Origin of the sequence: Streptomyces sp. SCPE 10, from assembly GCF_051980735.1 — a bacterium.
Classification (GTDB): domain Bacteria; phylum Actinomycetota; class Actinomycetes; order Streptomycetales; family Streptomycetaceae; genus Streptomyces; species Streptomyces misionensis.
On record NZ_CP197069.1, the window covers coordinates 4,566,717 to 4,588,120 of the forward strand.

The following is a 21,404-nucleotide window of genomic DNA, read 5'->3' on the forward strand; positions in this document are numbered from 1 at the left end:
GGAGGCGGGGTAGGCAGGGTGCTGCATCGGATGGGCCGGGGCGGAGACCGAGTGGTCCGCGGGGTGTCCCGGGTACGCCGGGGGGCGCTCCGGGTAGGGCGGGCCTGCGGGCGGGTTGAGCGGGGGTGCGGTGGTGGCCGGGTACGCAGGCGCGGCCGGGAAGTTTGCCGATCCGCTCGGGTACGGCGGTGCGGCGGGGGCGGCCGGGTGGGGGTGAGCGGGTGCCGTACCCGGATAGGCGGGTGGCGCGGCCGGGGCCGGCGGCCCGGACGGGAAGGGCGCGGCCGACGGCGCTGCTGTCGGGGTGCCCGGGTAGGCGGGCGGTGCGGAGGCGGGTGGGGTCGTCGGGGTGGTCGTCCCGGAGGGGTAGGCCGCGGCCGACGGCGCTGCTGTCGGGGTGCCCGGGTAGGCGGGCGGTGCGGAGGCGGGTGGGGGCGTCGGGGCCGTCGTCCCGGAGGTGAAGGCCGCGGCCGACGGCGGAGTCGGGTACGCGGGTGGTGCTGCCGGGGTGGCCGAGCCTGGGTAGACGGGTGGTGCTGCCGGGGTGGCCGTGTCGGGGTATGCGGGCGGGGTCGCGGAGGTGGCGGGGCCTGGGTGGGCGGGGGGCGTGGCCGGGGTCGACGGCCCCGGGGCGAGCGGTGTGGCCGGGTTCTGCGGCTCAGGGGCGGACGGGGGCGCCTGGGACGGATAGGCCGGCGGTGCCGCCGGGGTCACCGTGCCCGGAGAAGCGGGAGGTGCTGCCGGAGCGGTCGCGTCCGGGTAGTCGGGCGGGGTCGGTGGTGCGGGGTGCTGCGGTGGTGTGTCCGGCGGCTGGGGCATGAGCGGGCTCCTTCGCGTGCGGGGACGTCAGCCGACGAGCGCGGCGGTGGGCAACAGCAGGACACCGGCGGAGAAGGCGACCAGACCGGTACGGATCCACCGGTGCTTGGACGCCGCGATCCGGCTGTTCTCGGCGAGCGCCGCGAGCAGGGCGGCGCCCGGGTCCCGTTCGGTGTCGGCGAGCGCCTCGGCCAGTCGGCCCTCCCGGACCGCCTGGTGGATGTCGCCGAAGTAGCACAGGGGGCGCCCCGCCGCCCAGGACCCGGCGCGGTAGCGGGGCAGTACCGCGAGCAGCAGCGCGAGCAGTGACAGGGCCAGTCCCGCCGCCCCGGCCCACCACAGCGCGGTCGCGGGACCGGAGAGCCGGCCCGGCGACCAGTTCCGTCCGGCGACCAGTCCGGTGAACAGCCCGGCCGCCAGGCCCAGCGCCGCCACCAGGACGGAGGCCTTGGCGTCGGCCCGCGATATCTCGTCGCGCAACTCGCCGAGCAGCCGTTCCGCGGTGTGCCGTACCGGCGCGCTGGGCGGCGTGGTGGTGTCGGGGGCGGTCATGGCGCGCCCGTCTCGGGGGCGTCCTTGTCCGTGCGCCAGGGGGCCGCGCCGGGTGCCGGTGGCACGGCAGGCTGGGGCGGCAGCGGCGGGACGGGCGGCGCCGCGGCGGGGGCCGGCCCGTCCGGTGGGGATCCCGGAGGGGGGCCGTACGACCCGGCCGACCCCTGTGCGGCCGGGTCGTACGGGGCTGGGGCGCCGGGCGGCGGGGGCGGCACGGCCGGCTGCGGGGGGACGTACGGCTGCGGCGGGGCCGGGGGGAGCGCCTGGGGCGGTGCCGTCCGCTCGCGCATGAGGTCGTCGACGGAGCGCAGGACGGAGCGGGCCGCCTCGGCCTTCTGGTAGTCCTCCAGGGTGTCGCCCGCGATCAGTTCGAGTTCCTGGCGGATGGCGCCGAGCTGCTCCTTCTGCAGGTTGCCGATGACCATCCCGGTGTCCCCGGGGTGGGCCGCGAGGTGCAGCGCCCACATCGCGACGCCCCCGTGCTGGAGCCAGTACTGGTAGAACGCGATCTTCTGGGCGGCCAGCTCCTGGGCCTGCCGCTCGCGCAGCACCTCCAGCTGGTGGTCGAGCTGTGCCTGGCGCATCCGGAACTCGTGCTCGGGGTCGAGCATCTCCGACTCGTAGCGCAGGGTGCGAAGGCGCCGCCGGTGGGCGATCGCCTCGTCGTCCAGGCGCAGCCGGACCGCGCAGGTGACGTGCAGACCGGTGCCCACGGCGAAGGCGCCCTCCGCCGTGACCGCCTGCTGCACGGCCCGTTCGGCGCCCGGGCTGTCCTCGATGGAGAAGCCCCGGGTGACCGGGCGGGCCACCTGGTGCAGTTCCCGGGCGAGCCGGGTCGGCACGTCCCGTTCGCCGCTCGCCACGAGGGCCTTCGGGTCCGCCACCCGCCAGGTGAGGTCGGCGGTGCCGCTGAAGGAGAACGCGTCGTCGTCGCTGGGCAGTTCGAGTTCGAGCCGGACCGGGTGGCTGCCCATGTCCACCTCGTACACGGAGGTGTAGCGACGGGTCGTGGCCTCCGCGCGGCTCGGGCGGTGCGGGGGCATGTAGACGTCGTACGAGCCGCCCGCGGTGACGAAGACCAGGGCGTGGTCGATCGCGCCGACCTGCCGGCGCACGGTGTAGTCGAACCGCGAGATCGGGCGCACGGTCAGGACCGGGTCGATCAGCGCGGTGTGCCGGTCGGCGTGCTGCGACCACTCCGGTGGGCGGCGGAAGTCCGCCATGACTCAACTCCTCGTGTTCTCAGGGTCGTTCAGCGCTCGTCGGTGCCGGGTGCAGCACCGTGAGCAGGTGCTCGGCCAGCGGCGGGCGAGGGCCGCCGTCCTGCGCGCGCATCGTGCGCAGTTCGTGGTCGAGGCGCTTGCGGTCGTCCGCGCTGACCACCAGGGCGGGCAGCAGCAGCTCCAGGGCGGTGGCGGCGTCCGTGCGGCGGGTGGCGACGTGCACCCAGGTCCGCAGGGCGGTCAGCGCCGCCCTGGTGTGGGTGCGGTCGTTGAGCGCGGCGCGCCACAGGGTGGCCAGGTCCCGGGCGGCGTCCTGCCGGTACATGCCGGTCTCGGCGTACCAGCCGACGAGCGCGCCCTCCTCGTCGTTGTCGCAGGCGCGCGCGAAGGCGGCCAGGGCGAGGTCGCGGACCGCGGGCGTGTCCCGCTGCAACAGCCGTACGAACTCGGCGAGCACCTCCTCGCGGCGCTGCCCGGCGGAGAGCAGCAGGGCGGCGGACTCGGTGAGGTGGTCCTGCTCGGCCGGGCTGCTGGCGTCGATCCGGGCGCGGGCGGCCAGCGCCTCCAGGACCGGGCCGGCGAGGTTGGGGCGGAGCGGGGCGAGCAGGCCGAGGGCGCGGATGGCGGTCCACCGCCGTCCCCGGTGGCCGTCGGTGCACCACTGGGTGAGCAGCCGCAGGACGATCGGCACGTCGAGGAGCTGGGCCAGCGCGAGCGTGTTGGCGGCGGTGACGCGCGGGCCGACGGCCTCCGCGGTGGCCCAGCCGTTGACGAGCAGCGCGATCGTCGAGGGCAGGTCGGCGGCGGTGAGCAGCGCGGCGGCCGCGGCGGCGCGGGTGCGGACCAGGGGACGGCCGTCACGGGCGAGTTCCCGCAGCCACTCCACCAGGGCCGGGCGGGCCGAGGGGTGCCCGGTCCACACCTCGGTGAGCAGGACGTGCGGGGTGCGCTCGTCGTGGAAGGCGGCCATGAACTGCGGGACCGGCCCCCACTCGGTCTGCTCCTGCCGTACCTCGCCGGCGGCCCGTGCGAGGGCGAGGCGGTCCTCGGCGGCCGGGCCGAACACTGGGACCGTCGGCGGCCGTTCGGGATGCTGCAACCGTTCGAAGTGCAGGAACAGCTTGTCGGCGAGTTCGGCGGCGAGCACGTAGGGCGCCTGGTCGAAGACGGCCAGCGCGATGATGAAGGCCTTCTCGCGCAGCCCCAGCTCCGGATCGCCGAGCCAGGCGCGGCACTGCTCCTCGACGGCGGCCTGCCCGAAGTCCGCGAGCCGTGCCAGCGCCCGGGGAGTGCCGTCGTACGCCGCGAGCGCCCCGGCGAACGCGGCGGCCTCGGCCGGGCGGCGGTCGGTGTCCGCGAGGAAGCGGGCCACGGGCGCCAGCGCGAGCAGGGCGTCGGCCTCGTCGGGCCGGTGCCGGCGCAGCAGCGCCCGTACGACGTCCTCGGCGGGCGGCGGCGCCCAGGGGCAGGGGGTGACCCCGGGCAGATGGGGCGAGTTCTCCACGGTGACGACGAGACAGCCGCCGGTCCTGGCCAGCTGGTCCCGGGCCGCGAACAGATGGGTGTCGCGCAACGGGCGGTTGCGGCTGAGCGGCAGGTCCCGCAGGACGTAGCCGCCGGGCTGGGTGAGCGCGCCGCTGAGCGCGGCGGGCGCGGTCTCGGGGCTCAGCGCGTGCACGGCGGGGACGCCCAGGCGGTGCACCAGCATCAGCGCGGCGGCGTTGCGGCCGGTGGCGTGGGCGCCGGAGAGGACCAGTACCCGCTCCTCGCGCAGCCGCTCCAGCGCGGCCGCGAAGGCGGGCCCCTCGGCGAAGACGGCGGCCAGCTCCTCGATCCGCTCGCGGGGCACCTCGCCGGACGCGTCGGGCGCGGTCCCCGCGGGCCCGTGGTGGTGGATCTCCGTACGGCCGCCCAGGTACACGTCGCCGTCCACCCGGCCGCCCGAGACACCGTGCTGGGAGCCGCCGACCAGGCTGCCGCCGAAGCGGGTGTCCTCGCCGAGGAAGAAGCCCGGGGTGTGCGCGACCAGTTCGCGCTGGGCGGCCCGTGCCTCGTGGCTGTTCTCCTCCTCCGGGTCCGGGCCGGCGGCGGGCCACGGGTCCGCGTCGGGGGCGGGCCGGCCCGGCGGGGTCTGCTCCTCGGGGGCCGGGTCGACGACGGCGGCGGCCGCGGTGGCCGTCATGCGCCCTCACCCGCCGTGCCGCCGAGATGCACGTCCCCGGTGACCTGCCCGCCGGAGACACCGTGCTGGTCCCCGGCTACCAGGCTGCCGCCGAACCGGGGCGACCCGCCGCCGAAGTCGAACACCACGCCACCCGCGCCCGGCGACGCGGGCGTGGCCGGCGCCTGCGCGGGCGCCGCCTGGGCTCCGGCGGCCGGCGACCCCGGTGCCGGGACGTCCCCCGACGTGCCCGGCACCGGGGCTTCCCCCGCCCCCGCCTCACCGTGGTCCGTGGCGCCGCTCGGCACCGGCCCGTGCAGCCAGGCGCGCAGCGGCCCGTTCTTGCTGGTCAGGGTCACCGGATGGAACTCGGCGGCCCGGATGCCGTGGTGGTCGTGGCGCACGATCCCGGTGTGCACGCCCTCCGACACGCACAGCGCGAACCCGTTGTCCCGCTCCCGCAGCGCGGCGCGCAGCAGCGGGGCGTCCAGCAGCCGGCAGGCGTGGTTCAGGTCGGAACCGACCCAGCCGCCGTGCTCGTCCACGGCCACGTACCCGGTGGCGACCACGCCCCGCAGCCTGATCTGGGCGGAGCTGGACGCCAGCCGGTTGTACCCGTGCAGCCGGGCGGGCACCTCGGTGAGCAGGGTCCGCAGCAGCGCCGGGACGGACGCGCCCGCGTCGATCAGCTCCATGACGGAGTCGCCACGGTCGGCCCGCTGCCGCAGCGTCTCGTCGATGCCGGCGCGTTCCAGCGCGCGGTCGGCGATGTCGTAGAGCACGCGCCGCAGATAGGTCTGTTCGACGTCGTCCCGGTCGCTGTACTTCTCGATGTCGAACAGCAGGATCGTCCGGCTCACGGGGTCTTTCATGCTTGCCTCTCGGTCGGTGCCGTGATGGTCGGTGCCGTGATGGTGGGGGCCGTGGTGGTGGGGGCCGTGCCGCCGTCAGCAGAGTGGCGCCCGGCGCCGCGAGGGCGTGAGGACGGATGACCCACTGGGACTGTGACCGTGTGCACAGAGCGGGCGGCGGCCGGGAAGTGCGCTGTGTGTGCGGGCGCTCACTCCGGCGCGTCGGCCCGCGCGAGCCGCCGCAGCACATCCGGTCGGACGATCACCAGCGCCCGGCGGCCGGTGCGCACCACATCGCGCTCCCGCAGCTCCTTCAGCAGGCGCTGCACCGCCTCGCGCGAGGCGCCGACCGAGCCGGCCAGCTCCTGTTTGCTCAGCGGCACGGAGAGTTCGACGCCCTCGGCGGTGCGCCGGCCGTGGGTGCGGGCGAGGTCGAGCAGCAGGGTGGCGAAGCGCTCCCGGACGGTCATGGAGGCGAACTCCAGCCGGCGCCGGTCGGCGGCGCGGGTGCGGTCCGAGGTGAGTCCGAGCAGGGCGAGGGAGACGGCGGGGGAGTGCGCCAGGAACTCCGTGAACCGTTCGCGCTGCACGGCCACCGCCCGCACCTGCTCCAGCGCGGTCACGGTGGCCGAGCGGGCGCGGCCGGTCAGCGCCGCCGACTCGCCGACGATGTCGCCGGGCCCGCGCAGCGCGAGCAGGGCCTCGTAGCCGTTGGCCGCGGCCGCGGTCACCTTGGTCCAGCCCTGCACGAGGACCAGGACGTGGGAGGACGGCTCGTGGTGGTGGATGAGCACGGACCGCGCGGTGAAGGTCAGCTCCCGGCCCAACGCGAGCAGCGCCGCCCGGTCCTCGGCCTCCAGCCGGGCCAGGAAGGGCACCCGGTCGTCGAGACCGCCGTCGTACGGAGCGGACGCGGTCCACTTGCTCGCCATGCCGGTTCCCCCGAATCGTTCACCGCGGTGGACGGATCAACGTACTGAAAGGGCCTCGGGCGGCAGCCCGGCAAGAGCGGAATCCGGCCAGTCGGCGGAGAAGGGCGGGCGAGCGGGGACGAGAGAGGGGCGAGGGGGTGCGACCAGCCGCGACACCGTGCTGTGGCGCCCCGTGGCCGGGTGGCGGACGATAGGGACAAAACCATGCTGACGAGGTGGGAAAGTCCAGCGTGTCGGGGGCTGCTCCATTTGTTTTGACCGAAGTCCGTGAGGTAGGTACTCTCAGACCTTGTGCCTGGGGTGTGCCCTGGCTGCTGTGCGTGCCTTGAAACCGTATGGCGAGCCGCTACCGGCCACCGTAATTCGCGCCCTTCTCGCCTTGCGGCGGGAGTCTGGCGGATTCGACACACCCGACCGCGTGGGTCGGCGACGTTCCAGGTTAGCTGTACCCATCGGCACACAGAAACCGGAGAAGTAGTGCCTACGATCCAGCAGCTGGTCCGCAAGGGCCGGCAGGACAAGGTCGAGAAGAACAAGACGCCCGCACTCGAGGGTTCCCCTCAGCGTCGCGGCGTCTGCACGCGTGTGTTCACGACCACCCCGAAGAAGCCGAACTCGGCCCTGCGTAAGGTCGCGCGTGTGCGTCTGACCAGCGGGATCGAGGTCACCGCTTACATTCCGGGTGAGGGACACAACCTGCAGGAGCACTCCATCGTGCTCGTGCGCGGCGGCCGTGTGAAGGACCTGCCGGGTGTTCGCTACAAGATCATCCGCGGCTCCCTCGACACCCAGGGTGTCAAGAACCGCAAGCAGGCCCGCAGCCGCTACGGCGCCAAGAAGGAGAAGTAAGAATGCCTCGTAAGGGCCCCGCCCCGAAGCGCCCGGTCATCATCGACCCGGTTTACGGCTCTCCTCTGGTGACCTCCCTGATCAACAAGGTGCTGCTGAACGGCAAGCGCTCCACCGCCGAGCGCATCGTCTACGGCGCCATGGAGGGTCTGCGCGAGAAGACCGGCAACGACCCGGTCATCACCCTCAAGCGCGCCCTTGAGAACATCAAGCCGACCCTCGAGGTCAAGTCCCGCCGTGTCGGTGGTGCCACCTACCAGGTTCCGGTCGAGGTCAAGCCCGGCCGTGCCAACACGCTGGCGCTGCGCTGGCTGGTCGGTTACTCCCGCGCCCGTCGCGAGAAGACCATGACCGAGCGTCTGCTCAACGAGCTCCTCGACGCCTCCAACGGCCTCGGTGCCGCTGTGAAGAAGCGCGAGGACACGCACAAGATGGCCGAGTCCAACAAGGCCTTCGCGCACTACCGCTGGTAGTCGCAGTCCACATCGAGACCGAGAGAAGACTGAAGCCTTATGGCTACCACTTCGCTTGACCTGGCCAAGGTGCGCAACATCGGCATCATGGCCCACATCGACGCGGGCAAGACGACCACCACCGAGCGGATCCTGTTCTACACCGGTGTGTCCTACAAGATCGGTGAAGTCCACGACGGCGCTGCCACCATGGACTGGATGGAGCAGGAGCAGGAGCGTGGCATCACGATCACCTCTGCTGCCACCACCTGCCACTGGCCGCTGGAAGACGTCGACCACACCATCAACATCATCGACACCCCGGGTCACGTCGACTTCACCGTCGAGGTGGAGCGCTCCCTGCGCGTGCTCGACGGTGCGGTGACGGTGTTCGACGGCGTCGCCGGCGTTGAGCCCCAGTCCGAGACCGTGTGGCGTCAGGCGGACCGCTACGGCGTGCCGCGCATCTGCTTCGTCAACAAGCTCGACCGCACCGGTGCCGAGTTCCACCGCTGTGTCGACATGATCGTCGACCGTCTGGGCGCGCAGCCGCTGGTCATGCAGCTGCCGATCGGCGCCGAGGCGGACTTCAAGGGCGTCGTCGACCTGGTGACGATGAAGGCCTTCGTGTGGTCCGCCGAGGCCACCAAGGGCGAGATGTACGACATCGTCGACATCCCGGACACGCACACCGAGGCTGCCGAGGAGTACCGCGGCAAGCTGCTCGAGGCCGTGGCCGAGAACGACGAAGAGATCATGGAGCTGTACCTGGAGGGCGAGGAGCCTTCCGTGGAGCAGCTGTACGCCGCGATCCGTCGCATCACCATCGCGTCCGGCAAGAGCGACGGCACCACCGTCACTCCCGTGTTCTGCGGTACCGCGTTCAAGAACAAGGGCGTCCAGCCCCTGCTCGACGCGGTCGTGCGCTACCTCCCCTCCCCGCTCGACGTCGAGGCCATCGAGGGCCACGCCGTCAACGACCCGGAGGAGGTCGTCCGCCGCAAGCCGTCCGACGACGAGCCGCTGTCCGCGCTGGCGTTCAAGATCATGAGCGACCCGCACCTCGGCAAGCTCACCTTCGTCCGGGTCTACTCGGGCCGCCTGGAGTCCGGCACCTCGGTGCTGAACTCCGTCAAGGGCAAGAAGGAGCGCATCGGCAAGATCTACCGCATGCACGCCAACAAGCGTGAGGAGATCGACGCGGTGGGCGCCGGCGACATCGTCGCCGTCATGGGCCTGAAGCAGACCACCACCGGTGAGACGCTCTGCGACGAGAAGAACCCGGTGATCCTGGAGTCCATGGACTTCCCGGCGCCGGTCATCGAGGTCGCGATCGAGCCCAAGTCCAAGGGTGACCAGGAGAAGCTGGGTGTCGCCATCCAGCGTCTCGCGGAGGAGGACCCCTCCTTCCAGGTGCACACCAACGAGGAGACCGGCCAGACCGTCATCGGCGGTATGGGCGAGCTTCACCTCGAGGTGCTGGTCGACCGGATGAAGCGCGAGTTCAAGGTCGAGGCCAACGTCGGCAAGCCGCAGGTGGCCTACCGCGAGACGATCCGCAAGGCCGTCGAGCGCGTCGACTACACGCACAAGAAGCAGACCGGTGGTACCGGTCAGTTCGCGAAGGTGCAGATCGGCATCGAGCCGATCGAGAGCGGCGACACCTCGTACGAGTTCGTGAACAAGGTGACCGGTGGTCGCATCCCGAAGGAGTACATCCCTTCGGTCGACGCCGGTGCGCAGGAGGCCATGCAGTTCGGCATCCTGGCCGGTTACGAGATGACCGGCGTCCGCGTCATCCTGCACGACGGCGCGTACCACGAGGTCGACTCCTCCGAGCTCGCCTTCAAGATCGCCGGCTCGCAGGCCTTCAAGGAGGCCGCGCGCAAGGCTTCGCCCGTGCTCCTCGAGCCGATGATGGCCGTTGAGGTCACCACGCCCGAGGACTACATGGGTGAGGTCATCGGCGACATCAACTCCCGCCGTGGCCAGATCCAGGCCATGGAGGAGCGGGCTGGTGCCCGCGTCGTGAAGGGCCTCGTGCCCCTGTCGGAGATGTTCGGCTACGTCGGCGACCTCCGCAGCAAGACGTCGGGTCGCGCAAGCTACTCGATGCAGTTCGACTCCTACGCCGAGGTTCCGCGGAACGTCGCCGAGGAGATCATCGCGAAGGCCAAGGGCGAGTAACGCACCGCGTTCCCACGCTTTAGGCTTGACTCCGGAGCCTCCAGGGGCAAACAGCCGTAAACCCGGATGTTTGCCCCGGGCCCCGGGCATTAACAGCAAAGATCACCTGGCGCCGATGAAGTAAGGCGTACAGAACCACTCCACAGGAGGACCCCAGTGGCGAAGGCGAAGTTCGAGCGGACTAAGCCGCACGTCAACATCGGCACCATCGGTCACATCGACCACGGTAAGACGACCCTCACGGCCGCCATTACCAAGGTGCTGCACGACGCGTACCCGGAGCTGAACGAGGCCACCCCGTTCGACAACATCGACAAGGCGCCCGAGGAGCGCCAGCGCGGTATCACCATCTCCATCGCGCACGTCGAGTACCAGACCGAGGCGCGTCACTACGCCCACGTCGACTGCCCGGGTCACGCGGACTACATCAAGAACATGATCACCGGTGCCGCGCAGATGGACGGCGCGATCCTGGTGGTCGCCGCCACCGACGGCCCGATGCCGCAGACCAAGGAGCACGTGCTCCTGGCCCGCCAGGTCGGCGTTCCGTACATCGTCGTCGCCCTGAACAAGGCCGACATGGTGGACGACGAGGAGATCCTGGAGCTCGTCGAGCTCGAGGTGCGTGAGCTCCTCTCCGAGTACGAGTTCCCGGGCGACGACGTTCCGGTCGTCAAGGTCTCCGCGCTGAAGGCCCTCGAGGGCGACGCGCAGTGGACCCAGTCCGTCCTGGACCTCATGAACGCCGTCGACACCGCGATCCCGGAGCCGGAGCGCGACGTCGACAAGCCGTTCCTGATGCCGATCGAGGACGTCTTCACCATCACCGGTCGCGGTACGGTCGTCACCGGCCGTATCGAGCGTGGTGTCCTCAAGGTCAACGAGACCGTCGACATCATCGGCATCAAGCCGGAGAAGACCTCCACCACGGTCACCGGCATCGAGATGTTCCGCAAGCTGCTCGACGAGGGCCAGGCCGGTGAGAACGTCGGTCTGCTGCTCCGCGGCATCAAGCGCGAGGACGTCGAGCGCGGCCAGGTCATCATCAAGCCGGGTTCGGTCACCCCGCACACCGAGTTCGAGGCTCAGGCCTACATCCTGTCCAAGGACGAGGGTGGCCGCCACACGCCGTTCTTCAACAACTACCGTCCGCAGTTCTACTTCCGTACGACGGACGTGACGGGCGTTGTGACCCTCCCCGAGGGCACCGAGATGGTCATGCCGGGCGACAACACCGAGATGTCCGTCCAGCTGATCCAGCCGGTCGCCATGGAAGAGGGCCTGAAGTTCGCCATCCGTGAGGGTGGCCGCACCGTGGGCGCCGGCCAGGTCACCAAGATCGTCAAGTAAGTTCCGCTTGCTTGAAGGTCACTGACTGACCTCGGGAGAGGCCCGTACGACTCCGGTCGTACGGGCCTCTTCGCATGTCCGCCACTTTCCGGAACCCCTTGTGCGACGGGCGCCGGGCCGCTTAGGAATGACCTTGCCCCCCCAGGCCGATCACCGCCGGCCGATCATCCGAGGAAAGTGACCCGCGTGAGCACCGTCCCGCCCGCCCAAGGCCCCGACGACCCCTCCTCCCCGTCCGACGAGCAGTGGGACGCGTTCCTGCGGGAGGTGGTGGCGGGCGGCGGCGGGCGCGCCCCCAAGGAACCCTCGGCCCGGGCCCGGATGGCGGCCGTACGACTGCGCCGCCCGCGCCGCCCGAAGCGCTCCAGGTCGGCCACCGCCTGGCTGGCGAGCGCGGCGCCCTGGCTGGTCGCGGGGGCCGTGGTGGTCTTCGGCGCCTTCCAGACGGGCCTGATACCGCAGACCTCCGGGCCCGTCTCCGGTTCGGCCAAGGCGGTGTCCCTGCCCGGCGGCGGCACCTCCGACGGCAACCAGTGCGGCACCAGCGGCTACCACCACTTCCCGCTGCCGCCGGGCGCCGACGAGCCCGCCCCCGAGCCCTCCGGGACCGGCACCGGCTCCGGCCCGCGCCTGGTGCTCGCCTCCTACGGCTACGAGAAGCTGTCGTCCCGCTCGCCGGGCCACCTCACCGTGGGCCTGGGCTTCGCCCCCGGCGCGAAGAAGTCCCTGGAACTGTCGCGGGACCTGGGCGGGCAGGGTGTGGCGGTGGAGATAGAGGGCCCGCACGGACTGGTGGCCGGCGCCCACGGGCTGCCCGTCACCTGGTCCTCCTCCAAGAAGGGCGCCTCCGTCGCCGTGGGCGAGGGGGCCGGCGGCGAGATAACCCTGCCCGCCCAGGCCCTGTGCCCCGGCTACGACGCCCGCTCCGTGGCGAAGGCGCTCCAGCCCCCCACGGACTCCCACCGCACCATCATCGGCCAGCCGGCCTACCGCCTGGTCGTCTCCCTGCGCGACCCGGCCGTCGGCACCCTGCGCACCTCCCTGGGCCTGCCCGCCGAGGACGGCGTGCTCAGCGCGAACAACCTGGTGCCGGAACAGGGCGACTGGTCGGGTGGCAAGGCCGCGGCGAACGTGTAGTCGCGGCGGGGATTTGGTGGGCGGCGGGGCGGCCTCCTCGGGTCCGGGTGCGCGGCGAGGGCGGCGGAAACGCGGCGGGGCGGCGGGCGGCACCCGGCGGGCGCGCCGGTCCTGACCGGCTCCCCCCGGCGGTGCCACCCGCCGCCCCTACCGCTCCCGGGTCAGCTCACCGACGTGCTTTTGTCCAGGGACACCACGGCGGTCTGGTTCGCCGTCACGAGCTGGCCGTAGTTCGGGTCGACGGCGGAGGCGCGCGCGTTCACCTCCACGTCGCCCTTCTGGAACGGGGTCGTACCCGTGGGGTCGGCCACGGCCGTCCAGGCGACCGGGGTGCCCGGCTCGCAGTCGACCGACGTGGCGTACGAGCCCTTGATCAGGACCTTCTTGGCGACCTGCGTGACGTCACCAGTGACGGACACCTTGACCGGCGCGTTGCAGCTGACGGTGCCGCCGATGGTGGCCTTGCCGTCGAGGGTGCTCGCCTTGCCCGTGAGGCCCACGGAGACACCGAGGTCGAGCACGGCCGGCGGCGCCGGGTTGTCGATGTGCACCTCACCGCGCAGCGCGGCGGAGCCTCCCTCGCAGTGCTGCTCGTAGGTGGCGTCCAGCTTCTGCACGTACCCGTTGGGCCCGAAGGTGACGTCGGCGATGTGGAACGAACCGGTGAGCGTGTTGCAGCCGCGGCCGTTGCCGTCCACCGAAAGGCCCGGCTCGGCAGCCGAGTTGAAGGGGTAGCGGGTGGCCCCGGTGTAGTCGCCCGGCGCGAGCGCCTGACCGCCGGGGGCCGCGAGGTCCAGGTACCACCAGTCGCCGTTCGCGCCGTTGACGCTGACGGATATGTGGCTGTCGTCGGTGGAGGCGTAGGTGTCGAGGCCGTCACCGGACGAGGTGGCGTAGGAGTACGACTGGCCACCGCTGATGTAGTCGCCCGCGTCGCCGCTGAACGACAGCGAGCCGTCGGAGACGGTCTGGGCCTGCGCCGCCGGGGCGTTCAGCAGACCGGTGGTGGCGCCGGCGCAGGCCAGCGTCAGTGCGAAGACGGTGGCGAGGCGGGCGAGGGCGGAGCCGGACCGGGCGCCGTTGAGCGGAACAGCCGTCAATCGTGACATGTGATACCCCCCAGGTATCTGCGGACGTGGGCGTGGCCAACGTGGCAGCAGGATGCGCGTCGCATCCGTCGCCGGCTGTGATCGACGTGGATCCTGTCACAGCCCACTGACAACGCCCCACCGTTTTGATCGGCACCGCCGGGACGACGAGTCACCCGGCGCCCTGCGGCAAGGCCCGCAGCAGCGTCAACCCCCGTACCAGGGACGGCGGATCGAGACGGGCGAGGGTACCGGCCAGGCCGTCGAGGAGCACGACCCGGCCCTGGTTGTTGTGGACGTAGACCAGGTTCCCGCTGATCTCGTGGCCGCCGATCTGCCGCCGCACCCGCACGACGCCCCGGGTGCCGGGCCCCGGCTCCCCGACCGCGCCGATCACGTCGTCCCAGCCGCTCACCGCCACCGGCGCGAACTGCGGGAAGTAGCCGCGCGCGAGCCGGTCCCACCAGCCGGGGGCCTCGTGGAAGGGGCTCCAGGGCAGGGGCGAGACCGGTATGCCGTCGATCCCGCAGTGCACGGCGACCAGACAGCCGCGCGCGTGCAGGCCCCGGCCCTGCGCCCCCTGGGCCGCCCTCGGCTCCATGTCGGCCAGCGGGTCGCAGGGGGACGGGTGGAACGGGGCGCCACCGTCCTTCGGCACCACCACCGAGGCGGCGAGCATGGCCGGGTCGCCAAAGCCCGGCTGGGGAACCGCCCGGCACGCGAACAGCCAGGCCGCGGCCGTCTCGTACACCGGCTCACGGTCCGGCCCGGCCAGTTCCACCAGACCGCCGTAGGTGTGCCGCAGCCACGCCTCGGCGCGCGCACGCGGGCCGCCGGCGTCCGCCACCGCCGCCGCGGCCCGCTGCGCCAGATACACCTCCGCCGGCATGTGGGTCGGCGGGAAGTGCACTTCCGTGCCGTCGTGCGGGACGACGAGGAGCGAGCTGAAGGGGCCCTGCATCGGATCCCCCGTCTCCAGGTGCTCCCGGAAGTCGAAGCGCACCGTCCAGCCGTACGGGTACCAGAGCGCCGTCTCGGCGAGCATCACGACGGACTGCGCGCGCTCCGGATACGCCGAGGTCCGCAGATACCGCTCGGCCGCCGCAACGGCCTCCTCCCGGCTCATCATCCCGGTCCCCTCTCTTTTTCTCCGGCCGCGCCCCGACACCTGTTCTACGATGCGGCGTCATGGCCATACCGAACACCTGGGGTGCACCGTACGGCGGTTACGGCGGCCCGCCCCCCGCGCCGCCCGTCATCCCGGCGAAGGACCTGCGGCCCAGGCGCCTGTGGTACGTGGTGGCCGCGCTGCTCGGTGCCGTCCTGGTCGGCACCGGGGTCACCCTCGTCGTGCTGGCGATCAAGGACACGGTGAACTCGGTGGACACGGCGCACACGTTCGCCGGCGGGGAACCGCGCACGTTCGGTTTCACCCGGGGCAAGACCCGGGCGATCTACGTCTCCCAGTCCCGGTGGGGGCACGTCGACTGCCGGATCCCGCGCGAACTGGCCGATTCGCTGACCAAGCCGGCCGGCACCTTCCGCGTCACCCACGGAGTCCGCTCCTGGGACCGTGTCCTCGAGTTCACCCCGCGGACCAGCGGCGACTACCCGGTCATCTGTACGTCGGAGGTCCCCGGTGCCGTGTTCGCGCTGGGCGACAAGCCCGAGGTGGCTGGCATGGTCGGCGGCATCCTGGCCGCGGTCGGCTGCTTCCTGACGGCGGCGGTCGCGGTACCGGCCATCTGCATCGTCACCGCGGTCCGCCGCGGCCGCCACCGCCGCCGGCTCCTCGCCGCGGCCATGCCCCCCATGTGGGGCCCGCCCCCTTCCGGAGCCGCACCGTGGCCGCCGGCCGGGCCGGTGGCCTAGATGCGCTGTCCCGGGACGGTGATCTCCGCCCACACCGTCTTGCACGGCACCTCGTCCCAGGACACACCCCAGCGGTCGGCCAGCGCCTCCACCAGCAGCAGGCCCCTGCCCGTCTCCCGTTCGGCGCAGGGGAGTCGGACCTGCGGCAACCGCTCGCGGCGGGTGTCGGTCAGCTCGATGCGGAGGGTGCCGGCGACGAGGGAGAGGGTGAGCCGGAAGCTCCTGCCGGGCACCCGGCCGTGGGTCGCGGCATTGGCCGCCAGTTCGGCGACCACGTGCGTGGCCGCCTCCGAAGAGATCCCCCAGGTGCGCAACTGCTCCACGGCGAGCAGCCGGGCGAGCCGGGCGCCGCGTGGTGTGGCGGACAGCAGCTGGGTGAAGGTGCGGGCGGCTTCGGCGAGTTCGGCCGACGGCTCGACGGTTTCCTGATTCACGTCACTCAGCGTGGCCGAGCGTGCTTCCGTGGGGGAGTGACAATGCCCTTGCGTACGGTGACTGTCCCCGGTTTGTCTCGGCTGTCTCGGCCGTCTCAGGCGTTGTACGAGCAGGAGTGCACGTCGAGGGAGGCGCTGTGAGCGAGAGCGTGGACGAAGCGGGCTGGGACGTCGAGCCGGGCGACGAGATCGAGTCGATCGTGCAGGCGGTGGGCCGCCTCCTCAAGGTGTGCCGGGAGGCGGCCGGGCTGACCGTACCCGAGCTGGCCGAGGCGCTCGGCTACGGCGAGGACATGATCCGCAAGATCGAGCGCGGGGTGCGCATCCCCCGGCCGGAGATCCTGGACAAGGCGGACACCGTCCTGAAGGCCCAGGGGCACCTGCGCGCCTTCATGGAGGACATGAGGAAGGCGCGGTACCCCAGGAAGGTACGGGAGCTGGCGGAACTGGAAGGGCGGGCGGTGGAGATGTCGCTGTACAGCAACCACAACATCCACGGCCTGCTGCAGACGGAGGAGTACGCGCGAGCGCTCCTGCGCACCTGGCGTCCCGCCTACTCGCCCGACCAGCTGGAGCGCATGGTGGGGGCCCGGATGGCCAGGAAGTCCGTCTTCGAGCGGTCGCCCTCACCGGAGTTCAGCTTCGTCCAGGAAGAGGTGACGCTGCGCCGCCCGATCGGGGACACAATGGTGCTGCGCCGACAGCTCCAACACATGCTGGAGGTGGCGGAGTTGCCGTTCGTGGAGCTTCAGGTGATGCCGACCGCGCGCGCGAACCATCCTGGAACGGGCGGCAGGATCCAGGTGCTCAAGTTCGCCGACGGCACGGGGATGGGCCGTACCGACGGTGACTTCTCGGGTCGCCCGGTCTCGAACCCCAGGCAACTCCGTTTCCTCGACCTGCGCTATGGCATCATCCGGGCTCAGGCGCTCACGCCAGAGGAGTCTCTGGCCTTCATCGAGCAAGCGCTGGGAGAACTATGAGCACCCCGGAACTCCACTGGTTCAAGAGCAGCCACAGCGACAGCAGCAACGGCAACGACTGCGTCGAGATCGCCCCGACCCCCGCCGTCATCCACGTCCGTGACTCCAAGAAGGCCGACGGCCCCCGGCTGGTCCTCACACCTGAGGCGTGGTCGGAGTTCGTGCGTGCGCTGTGACGGCGGACGGAGCCGGCGCCTTCAACGAGCAAGCGCTGGGAGAACTGTGAGCACCCTGCAACTCCACTGGTTCAAGAGCAGCTACAGCAGCAGTAGCAACGGCAACGACTGCGTCGAGATCGCCCCGACCCCCGCCGTCATCCACGTCCGTGACTCCAAGAAGGCCGACGGCCCCCGGCTGGTTCTCACGCCTGAGGCGTGGTCGGAGTTCGTGCGTGCGCTGTGACGACGACAAGCTCGCCTTGAGCCCAACTACCCATGGTCATAGGGGCTTTTGTTAGCGTGACATAGTCGCGTCAGTACGTAAGCGGGGGTTGACACATGTCAGGAAGCGGCCGCGAACAGTCGGTGGGAATGCGGCTCAACCAGTTGCCGGGTGACCTGGGTGGCGGGCCGGACGTCGCGCACTCTTCCGCCGACAAGCAGAGCGCCGCCAACACGCTCAACAAGGACATCGAGCCGGACACCGCGAAGGCGGGGCGCTGGGCGGACGACGAGACGGGCGCCGTGGTGAAGGCGTTCGACGCGAAGGACGGGCACGGCTGGCTGACGTCCGGTGCCGTGCGCAAGGCGCACAAGACCTGGGGGGAACAGGTCCAGGGCCTGGTGAACCGGCTGAAGGGCGACGAGGCGGCCCTTCGAAGGAACGACTCCGTGATGACCGGATCGGACATCGAGACGCGCACGAACGTGCGCGGGGTGTCGGTCTTCGACACGTACTCGTCACCGACGCATTGACGCACAACCGGGCCCACTCGTACGCCATCGCATTCAACGGGGAACCATGCCGACGTACCACGAGATCCTGACGACAGACCTGTCCACGCTCACCACGGCCGCCGAACGCTGGGACGGCATGGCGACGGAACTCGGCAAGCAGGAGACCGCCTACCGGAGGGACGTGCACGGCATCACCCTGCGCCCGACGTTCATCGGTGAGAGCCAGCAGGCCGCGAACGCGCGCTTCGGCGTCAGACTCACGGAGTTCCAGAACGCCCAGACCGAGGCCAAGGCGATCGCCTCGCTCCTGCGCGACGCGCACACCCAGTTCGTGGACCTGCGCAAGAAGCTGGAAGCGGCGCGGGACGACGCGATCGCCAAGGGCATGAAGGTGTCCGACCAGGGTGTGGTTTCGTTCGACACGGAGAAGCTGAGCCAGGGCGAGCGGACGGCCTACGTGCACGACCCCGATTACCAGGAAAGCATCCGCAAGGACGTCGCTGCCTGGCAGGCGCACATAGACCGGTGCGTGAAGGACGTCGACGACGCAGACAAGGGGGTCGAGGTCGCCCTCGCCGCCGTGGTGAAGGGGCCCGACATGGGCGACGGCACGGGCCTCGGCTTCAACGGCAAGGCGCAGGGCGACATCGAGAAGTACGAGGCCGACGAGGCCAAGGACATCGCTCAGCGCGTCAACTCCGGCAATGCCTCGGCGGCCGACTACAAGGAGCTGCAGCGCCTCTTCCACGACAACTCCGATGACAAGGCGTTCAGCCAGACCCTGCTGGACGAGCTGGGCGCCAAGGGCACCCTGCAACTTTCCAACAGCCTCGACGGTCTCGCCCACCACGACGACAAGCAGCACAGCGGGCAGTACCTGGACATCCAGAAGGGGCTCGCCACGACGCTGGCGACCGCCACCCGGGACCCGCACTCGTCCTTCTACGAAAAGTTCCGCTCGGACATGCAGAAGGCCGGAACCGAGCAGTTCAAGGTGGACGGCCTCAGCCCCATCCCGGATGAGAAGGTCCGCGGTTACCAGAGCCTGGTCACCCTGATGCAGCAGGGACACGGCTACAGCGGGCAGTTCCTGGAGGACACCGCAGACGACATCCGGCACGCCGAGGAGTCCTACACGGCCCAGGGCCACACCGAGTCCATCTGGGCCCTGCGGGACAAGTTCAGCGGCAAGGACCGGGGCTGGTTCGCCAACGACCCGCTCGACGGCGTGCTCGGCATCATGTCCCAGGACCCGAAGACGAGCACCGACTACCTGGACCCGGCTCACAACGACAACCTGCAGTACCTGCTGCACAACCGGGACTGGAACACGGTCGTGGACCACTTCGCGACTCCGCCCGGCGGCACGACGGTCGGCATGCCCGTCATGGCGGAAGACGGTGACGTCCGCAAGGGCTTCGGCGCGGCTCTGGAGGCCGCGACGACCGGCCAGGCGCCCGGCGCCTACCACCCGATCGGCGAGCACAGCGAGCCGCAGGCCCGCATCCTCCAGCAGACGATCAATACGCTGTACACCGACAAGCACGCCCAGGACCTGCCGACGAACCTCGCCCGGCCGCTGGCTCACATCATGACGTCGTACACGGCCGACACCCATGAGACCTACGCGGAGTCGTCGTCGAAGTACGACATCGACTGGGACAGCTCGGGTTCCGTCTGGAGCGACAAGGACGGCGCGCACATGGCCGTCGGGCACCAGCGGCTCGCCGCTGTCATGCGCGGCATCGCCAACGATCCGGAGGCGTTCGGACACCTCTACGGGGCCGAGCAGCAGTACTCGCACCATGTCCTGGACACGATCCCCCCGGACGCCGGCGACAAGACGATCCGGGACCGCATCGTGGAGTCGTCCCGTGCCATGGGCGCCTATGACGGCATCCGGTCGGACATCATCTACGACGAACGGTTCAAGAAGACGCAGTGGGCGGCCGACTTCAACCACGGCCTCGGCACGTCCCTCGGCACCGCGCTGATGTTCAACCCTGTCAAGGACCTCGGCCCCATCGGAGACCTCAGTCAGAAAACGCTCGACGTGTGGGCGTACGAGTCGAACAAGGAACACGTGGCAGAAGCGAACCTCGCCGCGACCGAGCAGAACGCCAAGACCTACGACGCCGGTCAGCACGACGTCGAGAAGCTGGTCAGGTCATGGGCGGACAGCCGCGGTCACGCCGTCGACAGCGACTGGACGAAGTACTACGTCCACGCGGGTCAGGACGACTACGCACACGGACGCGACCGAACCCTGAGCACGCTCCGCGCCGACCGCTGAGCGGCGTACGACGGCCTTCGACGGAATGAGCACGATGCAGACGACATCCGGATCCCGACGTGTACACGTCGGGTGGTACGCAGGGGCGGGCCTGCTTGTTCTGGCGCTGGTGGGAGCGGTGCTCTACAGCGCCGGGATCTTCGGTGACAAGGGCGACGCCGGCTCGCTGAACCGGGCGTGCGACGGCACCCTGGCACAGGGCGGCATCAGTGCGGCACTGCACTCGTCGCACTTCAGCGCCGACGAGGAGGGCGAGGGCGACAGTGACTATCTGGCCTCCTGCCGTATCCGCAACCCGGAGTCCGGGCCGCAGGCCAGTTCCCTGGAGCTGAAGCTGCGCTGGAGCACGACGAAGACTCCTTCCGCCATGCTCACCTGGTACAACGCGGATTACGACGGAGTGCGGGGGCAGGCGGCGCCCCTCGGCGACGGCTGGTCCGGTGTCGTCAGGCACGAGGGCGGCACCTATCAGGTCATGGCCGCGCTGGACTGCGTCAACCAGAAGAACAAGGCCTTGGTCGCCTACGGCGACCTGCTCGGCACCGCGAATGACACGACCCTGACAGGACTCGGCCGGGTGACCACCGAGACCGCCCGAAAGGCAGCCGAGAAGCACGGCTGCCAGGTGAAGGCAGGAAGGCGGCTCACCGACCTGTCCACCGCCCGGCTCGGCGCACCCGGGGCGGCGAAGCCGCTGCCGCAGGCCGAGGGGTCGTGTGCCGCGCTGCGCGGGACGGACGCGGAACGCAACGGCACGCCCGAGGTCATGGAATACCCGGCGGACCCGGACGCCCCGCAGACGAACTGCTTCCTGGTCACGAAGGCGAAGAAGCCCGGCTACGGTCTCTACGCCTATTACGGCGCCGCTGCCAAGGACTTCCTGACAAGCGAGGGCAACCAGCTCAGGGAGGGATACGGACCCACGCACGGCGACCGTGACTACGCTTGGGCCACCGCGACGTGCCCGCAGTCGGACCAGCGGGCGGTGTTCGTGTTGTACCGCCTGTACGACGGGGACACCGACACCTACCCGGTCCCGCACTTCTCCGACTCGTTCGCCCACGATGCCTTGCAGCTCTTCGCCGAGCACGAGGCGAAGCAGCGGGGCTGCACCGACGTAAGGATGACGCCCCGGGCGTGAAGCCGGCCCGGCGCCGCCCCGCCCCCGGTTTGACCTACGTCACCCTCGGGGTAATCTCTTCGGCTCGATTGGCGGTCTGCCTGCCCCGTATGGCAGACTGTCCGAGTTGCTCGGTCGAGTGTTGATGCTGCGCGCCTCCCGCCGGGAGGACCGGAAGCGAGTCCCACAGTACTCGTCGTCCTAA

20 protein-coding genes are annotated in these 21,404 nt (G+C 70.9%); 12 read left to right on the plus strand and 8 right to left on the minus strand.

Annotated features, from left to right (window positions below):
• Window positions 1–846 precede the first annotated feature (846 nt).
• The 5 genes from ACSP97_RS21220 to ACSP97_RS21240 all read right to left on the minus strand — a co-directional run bounded on the left by ACSP97_RS21220 (window position 847) and on the right by ACSP97_RS21240 (window position 6,538).
• Complete coding sequence (locus ACSP97_RS21220; protein WP_355145425.1) at window positions 847–1,371, minus strand: Pycsar system effector family protein; 525 nt, start codon at window positions 1,369–1,371, stop codon at window positions 847–849.
• A complete protein-coding gene (locus ACSP97_RS21225) occupies window positions 1,368–2,594 on the minus strand; it encodes a PE-PGRS family protein (RefSeq protein ID WP_355145427.1) in 1,227 nt (408 codons plus the stop codon). The genes ACSP97_RS21220 and ACSP97_RS21225 overlap by 4 nt, the downstream gene beginning before the upstream one ends.
• A 19-nt stretch (window positions 2,595–2,613) precedes the next feature.
• The gene (locus ACSP97_RS21230) at window positions 2,614–4,776 is read right to left on the minus strand and encodes a hypothetical protein (RefSeq protein ID WP_440553781.1); all 2,163 of its coding nucleotides are present in this window, start codon (window positions 4,774–4,776) and stop codon (window positions 2,614–2,616) included.
• Window positions 4,773–5,627 carry a hypothetical protein gene (locus ACSP97_RS21235; RefSeq protein ID WP_358270950.1) on the minus strand — a complete coding sequence of 285 codons (855 nt, stop codon included), beginning with the start codon at window positions 5,625–5,627 and terminating at the stop codon, window positions 4,773–4,775. The genes ACSP97_RS21230 and ACSP97_RS21235 overlap by 4 nt, the downstream gene beginning before the upstream one ends.
• Window positions 5,628–5,815: 188 nt before the next feature.
• Window positions 5,816–6,538 carry a Crp/Fnr family transcriptional regulator gene (locus ACSP97_RS21240; protein ID WP_355145433.1) on the minus strand — a complete coding sequence of 241 codons (723 nt, stop codon included), beginning with the start codon at window positions 6,536–6,538 and terminating at the stop codon, window positions 5,816–5,818.
• A 477-nt stretch (window positions 6,539–7,015) separates the two neighbouring features.
• On the opposite strand from ACSP97_RS21240, the gene rpsL reads away from it, so the two are divergent.
• The 5 genes from rpsL (at window position 7,016) to ACSP97_RS21265 (ending at window position 12,513) form a co-directional block, all read left to right on the plus strand.
• Complete coding sequence (gene rpsL, locus ACSP97_RS21245; protein ID WP_003948652.1) at window positions 7,016–7,387, plus strand: 30S ribosomal protein S12; 372 nt, start codon at window positions 7,016–7,018, stop codon at window positions 7,385–7,387.
• 2 nt (window positions 7,388–7,389) lie between these two features.
• Window positions 7,390–7,860 carry a 30S ribosomal protein S7 gene (gene rpsG / locus ACSP97_RS21250; RefSeq protein ID WP_003998848.1) on the plus strand — a complete coding sequence of 157 codons (471 nt, stop codon included), beginning with the start codon at window positions 7,390–7,392 and terminating at the stop codon, window positions 7,858–7,860.
• 39 nt (window positions 7,861–7,899) lie between these two features.
• On the plus strand, window positions 7,900–10,026 hold the full coding sequence (fusA, locus tag ACSP97_RS21255) for an elongation factor G (RefSeq protein WP_070026323.1): 2,127 nt from the start codon (window positions 7,900–7,902) through the stop codon (window positions 10,024–10,026).
• A gap of 156 nt (window positions 10,027–10,182) precedes the next feature.
• Complete coding sequence (tuf, locus tag ACSP97_RS21260) at window positions 10,183–11,376, plus strand: elongation factor Tu (RefSeq protein ID WP_070026322.1); 1,194 nt, start codon at window positions 10,183–10,185, stop codon at window positions 11,374–11,376.
• A 186-nt stretch (window positions 11,377–11,562) separates the two neighbouring features.
• On the plus strand, window positions 11,563–12,513 hold the full coding sequence (locus ACSP97_RS21265) for a hypothetical protein (protein ID WP_440553786.1): 951 nt from the start codon (window positions 11,563–11,565) through the stop codon (window positions 12,511–12,513).
• 161 nt (window positions 12,514–12,674) lie between these two features.
• On the opposite strand, the gene ACSP97_RS21270 is transcribed toward ACSP97_RS21265, so the two are convergent.
• The gene (locus ACSP97_RS21270) at window positions 12,675–13,622 is read right to left on the minus strand and encodes a hypothetical protein (protein ID WP_355145438.1); all 948 of its coding nucleotides are present in this window, start codon (window positions 13,620–13,622) and stop codon (window positions 12,675–12,677) included.
• A gap of 151 nt (window positions 13,623–13,773) precedes the next feature.
• Window positions 13,774–14,730, minus strand: coding sequence for a YrhB domain-containing protein (locus ACSP97_RS21275; RefSeq protein ID WP_440553788.1), 957 nt, complete (start codon window positions 14,728–14,730; stop codon window positions 13,774–13,776).
• Between the two features lie 59 nt (window positions 14,731–14,789).
• Here ACSP97_RS21275 and ACSP97_RS21280 point away from each other — a divergent pair, with 59 nt between their 5' ends.
• Complete coding sequence (locus ACSP97_RS21280; protein WP_440553790.1) at window positions 14,790–15,473, plus strand: serine/arginine repetitive matrix protein 2; 684 nt, start codon at window positions 14,790–14,792, stop codon at window positions 15,471–15,473.
• Here ACSP97_RS21280 and ACSP97_RS21285 read toward each other — a convergent pair.
• On the minus strand, window positions 15,470–15,907 hold the full coding sequence (locus ACSP97_RS21285) for an ATP-binding protein (protein WP_440553792.1): 438 nt from the start codon (window positions 15,905–15,907) through the stop codon (window positions 15,470–15,472). The two genes, ACSP97_RS21280 and ACSP97_RS21285, sit on opposite strands and share 4 nt — an antisense overlap.
• A gap of 137 nt (window positions 15,908–16,044) precedes the next feature.
• Here ACSP97_RS21285 and ACSP97_RS21290 point away from each other — a divergent pair, with 137 nt between their 5' ends.
• The 6 genes from ACSP97_RS21290 (at window position 16,045) to ACSP97_RS21315 (ending at window position 21,220) form a co-directional block, all read left to right on the plus strand.
• A complete protein-coding gene (locus tag ACSP97_RS21290; RefSeq protein ID WP_440553794.1) occupies window positions 16,045–16,890 on the plus strand; it encodes a helix-turn-helix domain-containing protein in 846 nt (281 codons plus the stop codon).
• The gene (locus ACSP97_RS21295) at window positions 16,887–17,066 is read left to right on the plus strand and encodes a DUF397 domain-containing protein (protein ID WP_355145446.1); all 180 of its coding nucleotides are present in this window, start codon (window positions 16,887–16,889) and stop codon (window positions 17,064–17,066) included. Before ACSP97_RS21290 ends, ACSP97_RS21295 begins: the two co-directional genes overlap by 4 nt.
• Before the next feature lie 46 nt (window positions 17,067–17,112).
• Complete coding sequence (locus ACSP97_RS21300) at window positions 17,113–17,292, plus strand: DUF397 domain-containing protein (protein ID WP_388293256.1); 180 nt, start codon at window positions 17,113–17,115, stop codon at window positions 17,290–17,292.
• A 95-nt stretch (window positions 17,293–17,387) separates the two neighbouring features.
• On the plus strand, window positions 17,388–17,804 hold the full coding sequence (locus ACSP97_RS21305) for a hypothetical protein (RefSeq protein ID WP_358270935.1): 417 nt from the start codon (window positions 17,388–17,390) through the stop codon (window positions 17,802–17,804).
• Between the two features lie 46 nt (window positions 17,805–17,850).
• Window positions 17,851–20,079, plus strand: coding sequence for a hypothetical protein (locus ACSP97_RS21310; protein WP_358270933.1), 2,229 nt, complete (start codon window positions 17,851–17,853; stop codon window positions 20,077–20,079).
• Window positions 20,080–20,197: 118 nt separating this feature from the next.
• Entirely contained in the window at window positions 20,198–21,220 is a 1,023-nt protein-coding gene (locus tag ACSP97_RS21315; RefSeq protein ID WP_440553797.1) for a hypothetical protein, read from the plus strand.
• Window positions 21,221–21,404 lie beyond the last annotated feature (184 nt).

What these genes read in the sequence shown, in the direction of transcription:
- ACSP97_RS21220 (WP_355145425.1), bottom strand. Translation starts at nt 1,371, where the DNA reads ATGACCGCCCCCGACACCACCACGCCGCCCAGCGCGCCGGTACGGCAC.
- ACSP97_RS21225 (WP_355145427.1), bottom strand. Translation starts at nt 2,594, where the DNA reads ATGGCGGACTTCCGCCGCCCACCGGAGTGGTCGCAGCACGCCGACCGG.
- ACSP97_RS21230 (WP_440553781.1), bottom strand. Translation starts at nt 4,776, where the DNA reads ATGACGGCCACCGCGGCCGCCGCCGTCGTCGACCCGGCCCCCGAGGAG.
- ACSP97_RS21235 (WP_358270950.1), bottom strand. Translation starts at nt 5,627, where the DNA reads ATGAAAGACCCCGTGAGCCGGACGATCCTGCTGTTCGACATCGAGAAG.
- ACSP97_RS21240 (WP_355145433.1), bottom strand. Translation starts at nt 6,538, where the DNA reads ATGGCGAGCAAGTGGACCGCGTCCGCTCCGTACGACGGCGGTCTCGAC.
- rpsG (WP_003998848.1), top strand. Translation starts at nt 7,390, where the DNA reads ATGCCTCGTAAGGGCCCCGCCCCGAAGCGCCCGGTCATCATCGACCCG.
- fusA (WP_070026323.1), top strand. Translation starts at nt 7,900, where the DNA reads ATGGCTACCACTTCGCTTGACCTGGCCAAGGTGCGCAACATCGGCATC.
- ACSP97_RS21270 (WP_355145438.1), bottom strand. Translation starts at nt 13,622, where the DNA reads ATGTCACGATTGACGGCTGTTCCGCTCAACGGCGCCCGGTCCGGCTCC.
- ACSP97_RS21275 (WP_440553788.1), bottom strand. Translation starts at nt 14,730, where the DNA reads ATGATGAGCCGGGAGGAGGCCGTTGCGGCGGCCGAGCGGTATCTGCGG.
- ACSP97_RS21280 (WP_440553790.1), top strand. Translation starts at nt 14,790, where the DNA reads ATGGCCATACCGAACACCTGGGGTGCACCGTACGGCGGTTACGGCGGC.
- ACSP97_RS21295 (WP_355145446.1), top strand. Translation starts at nt 16,887, where the DNA reads ATGAGCACCCCGGAACTCCACTGGTTCAAGAGCAGCCACAGCGACAGC.
- ACSP97_RS21305 (WP_358270935.1), top strand. Translation starts at nt 17,388, where the DNA reads ATGTCAGGAAGCGGCCGCGAACAGTCGGTGGGAATGCGGCTCAACCAG.
- ACSP97_RS21310 (WP_358270933.1), top strand. Translation starts at nt 17,851, where the DNA reads ATGCCGACGTACCACGAGATCCTGACGACAGACCTGTCCACGCTCACC.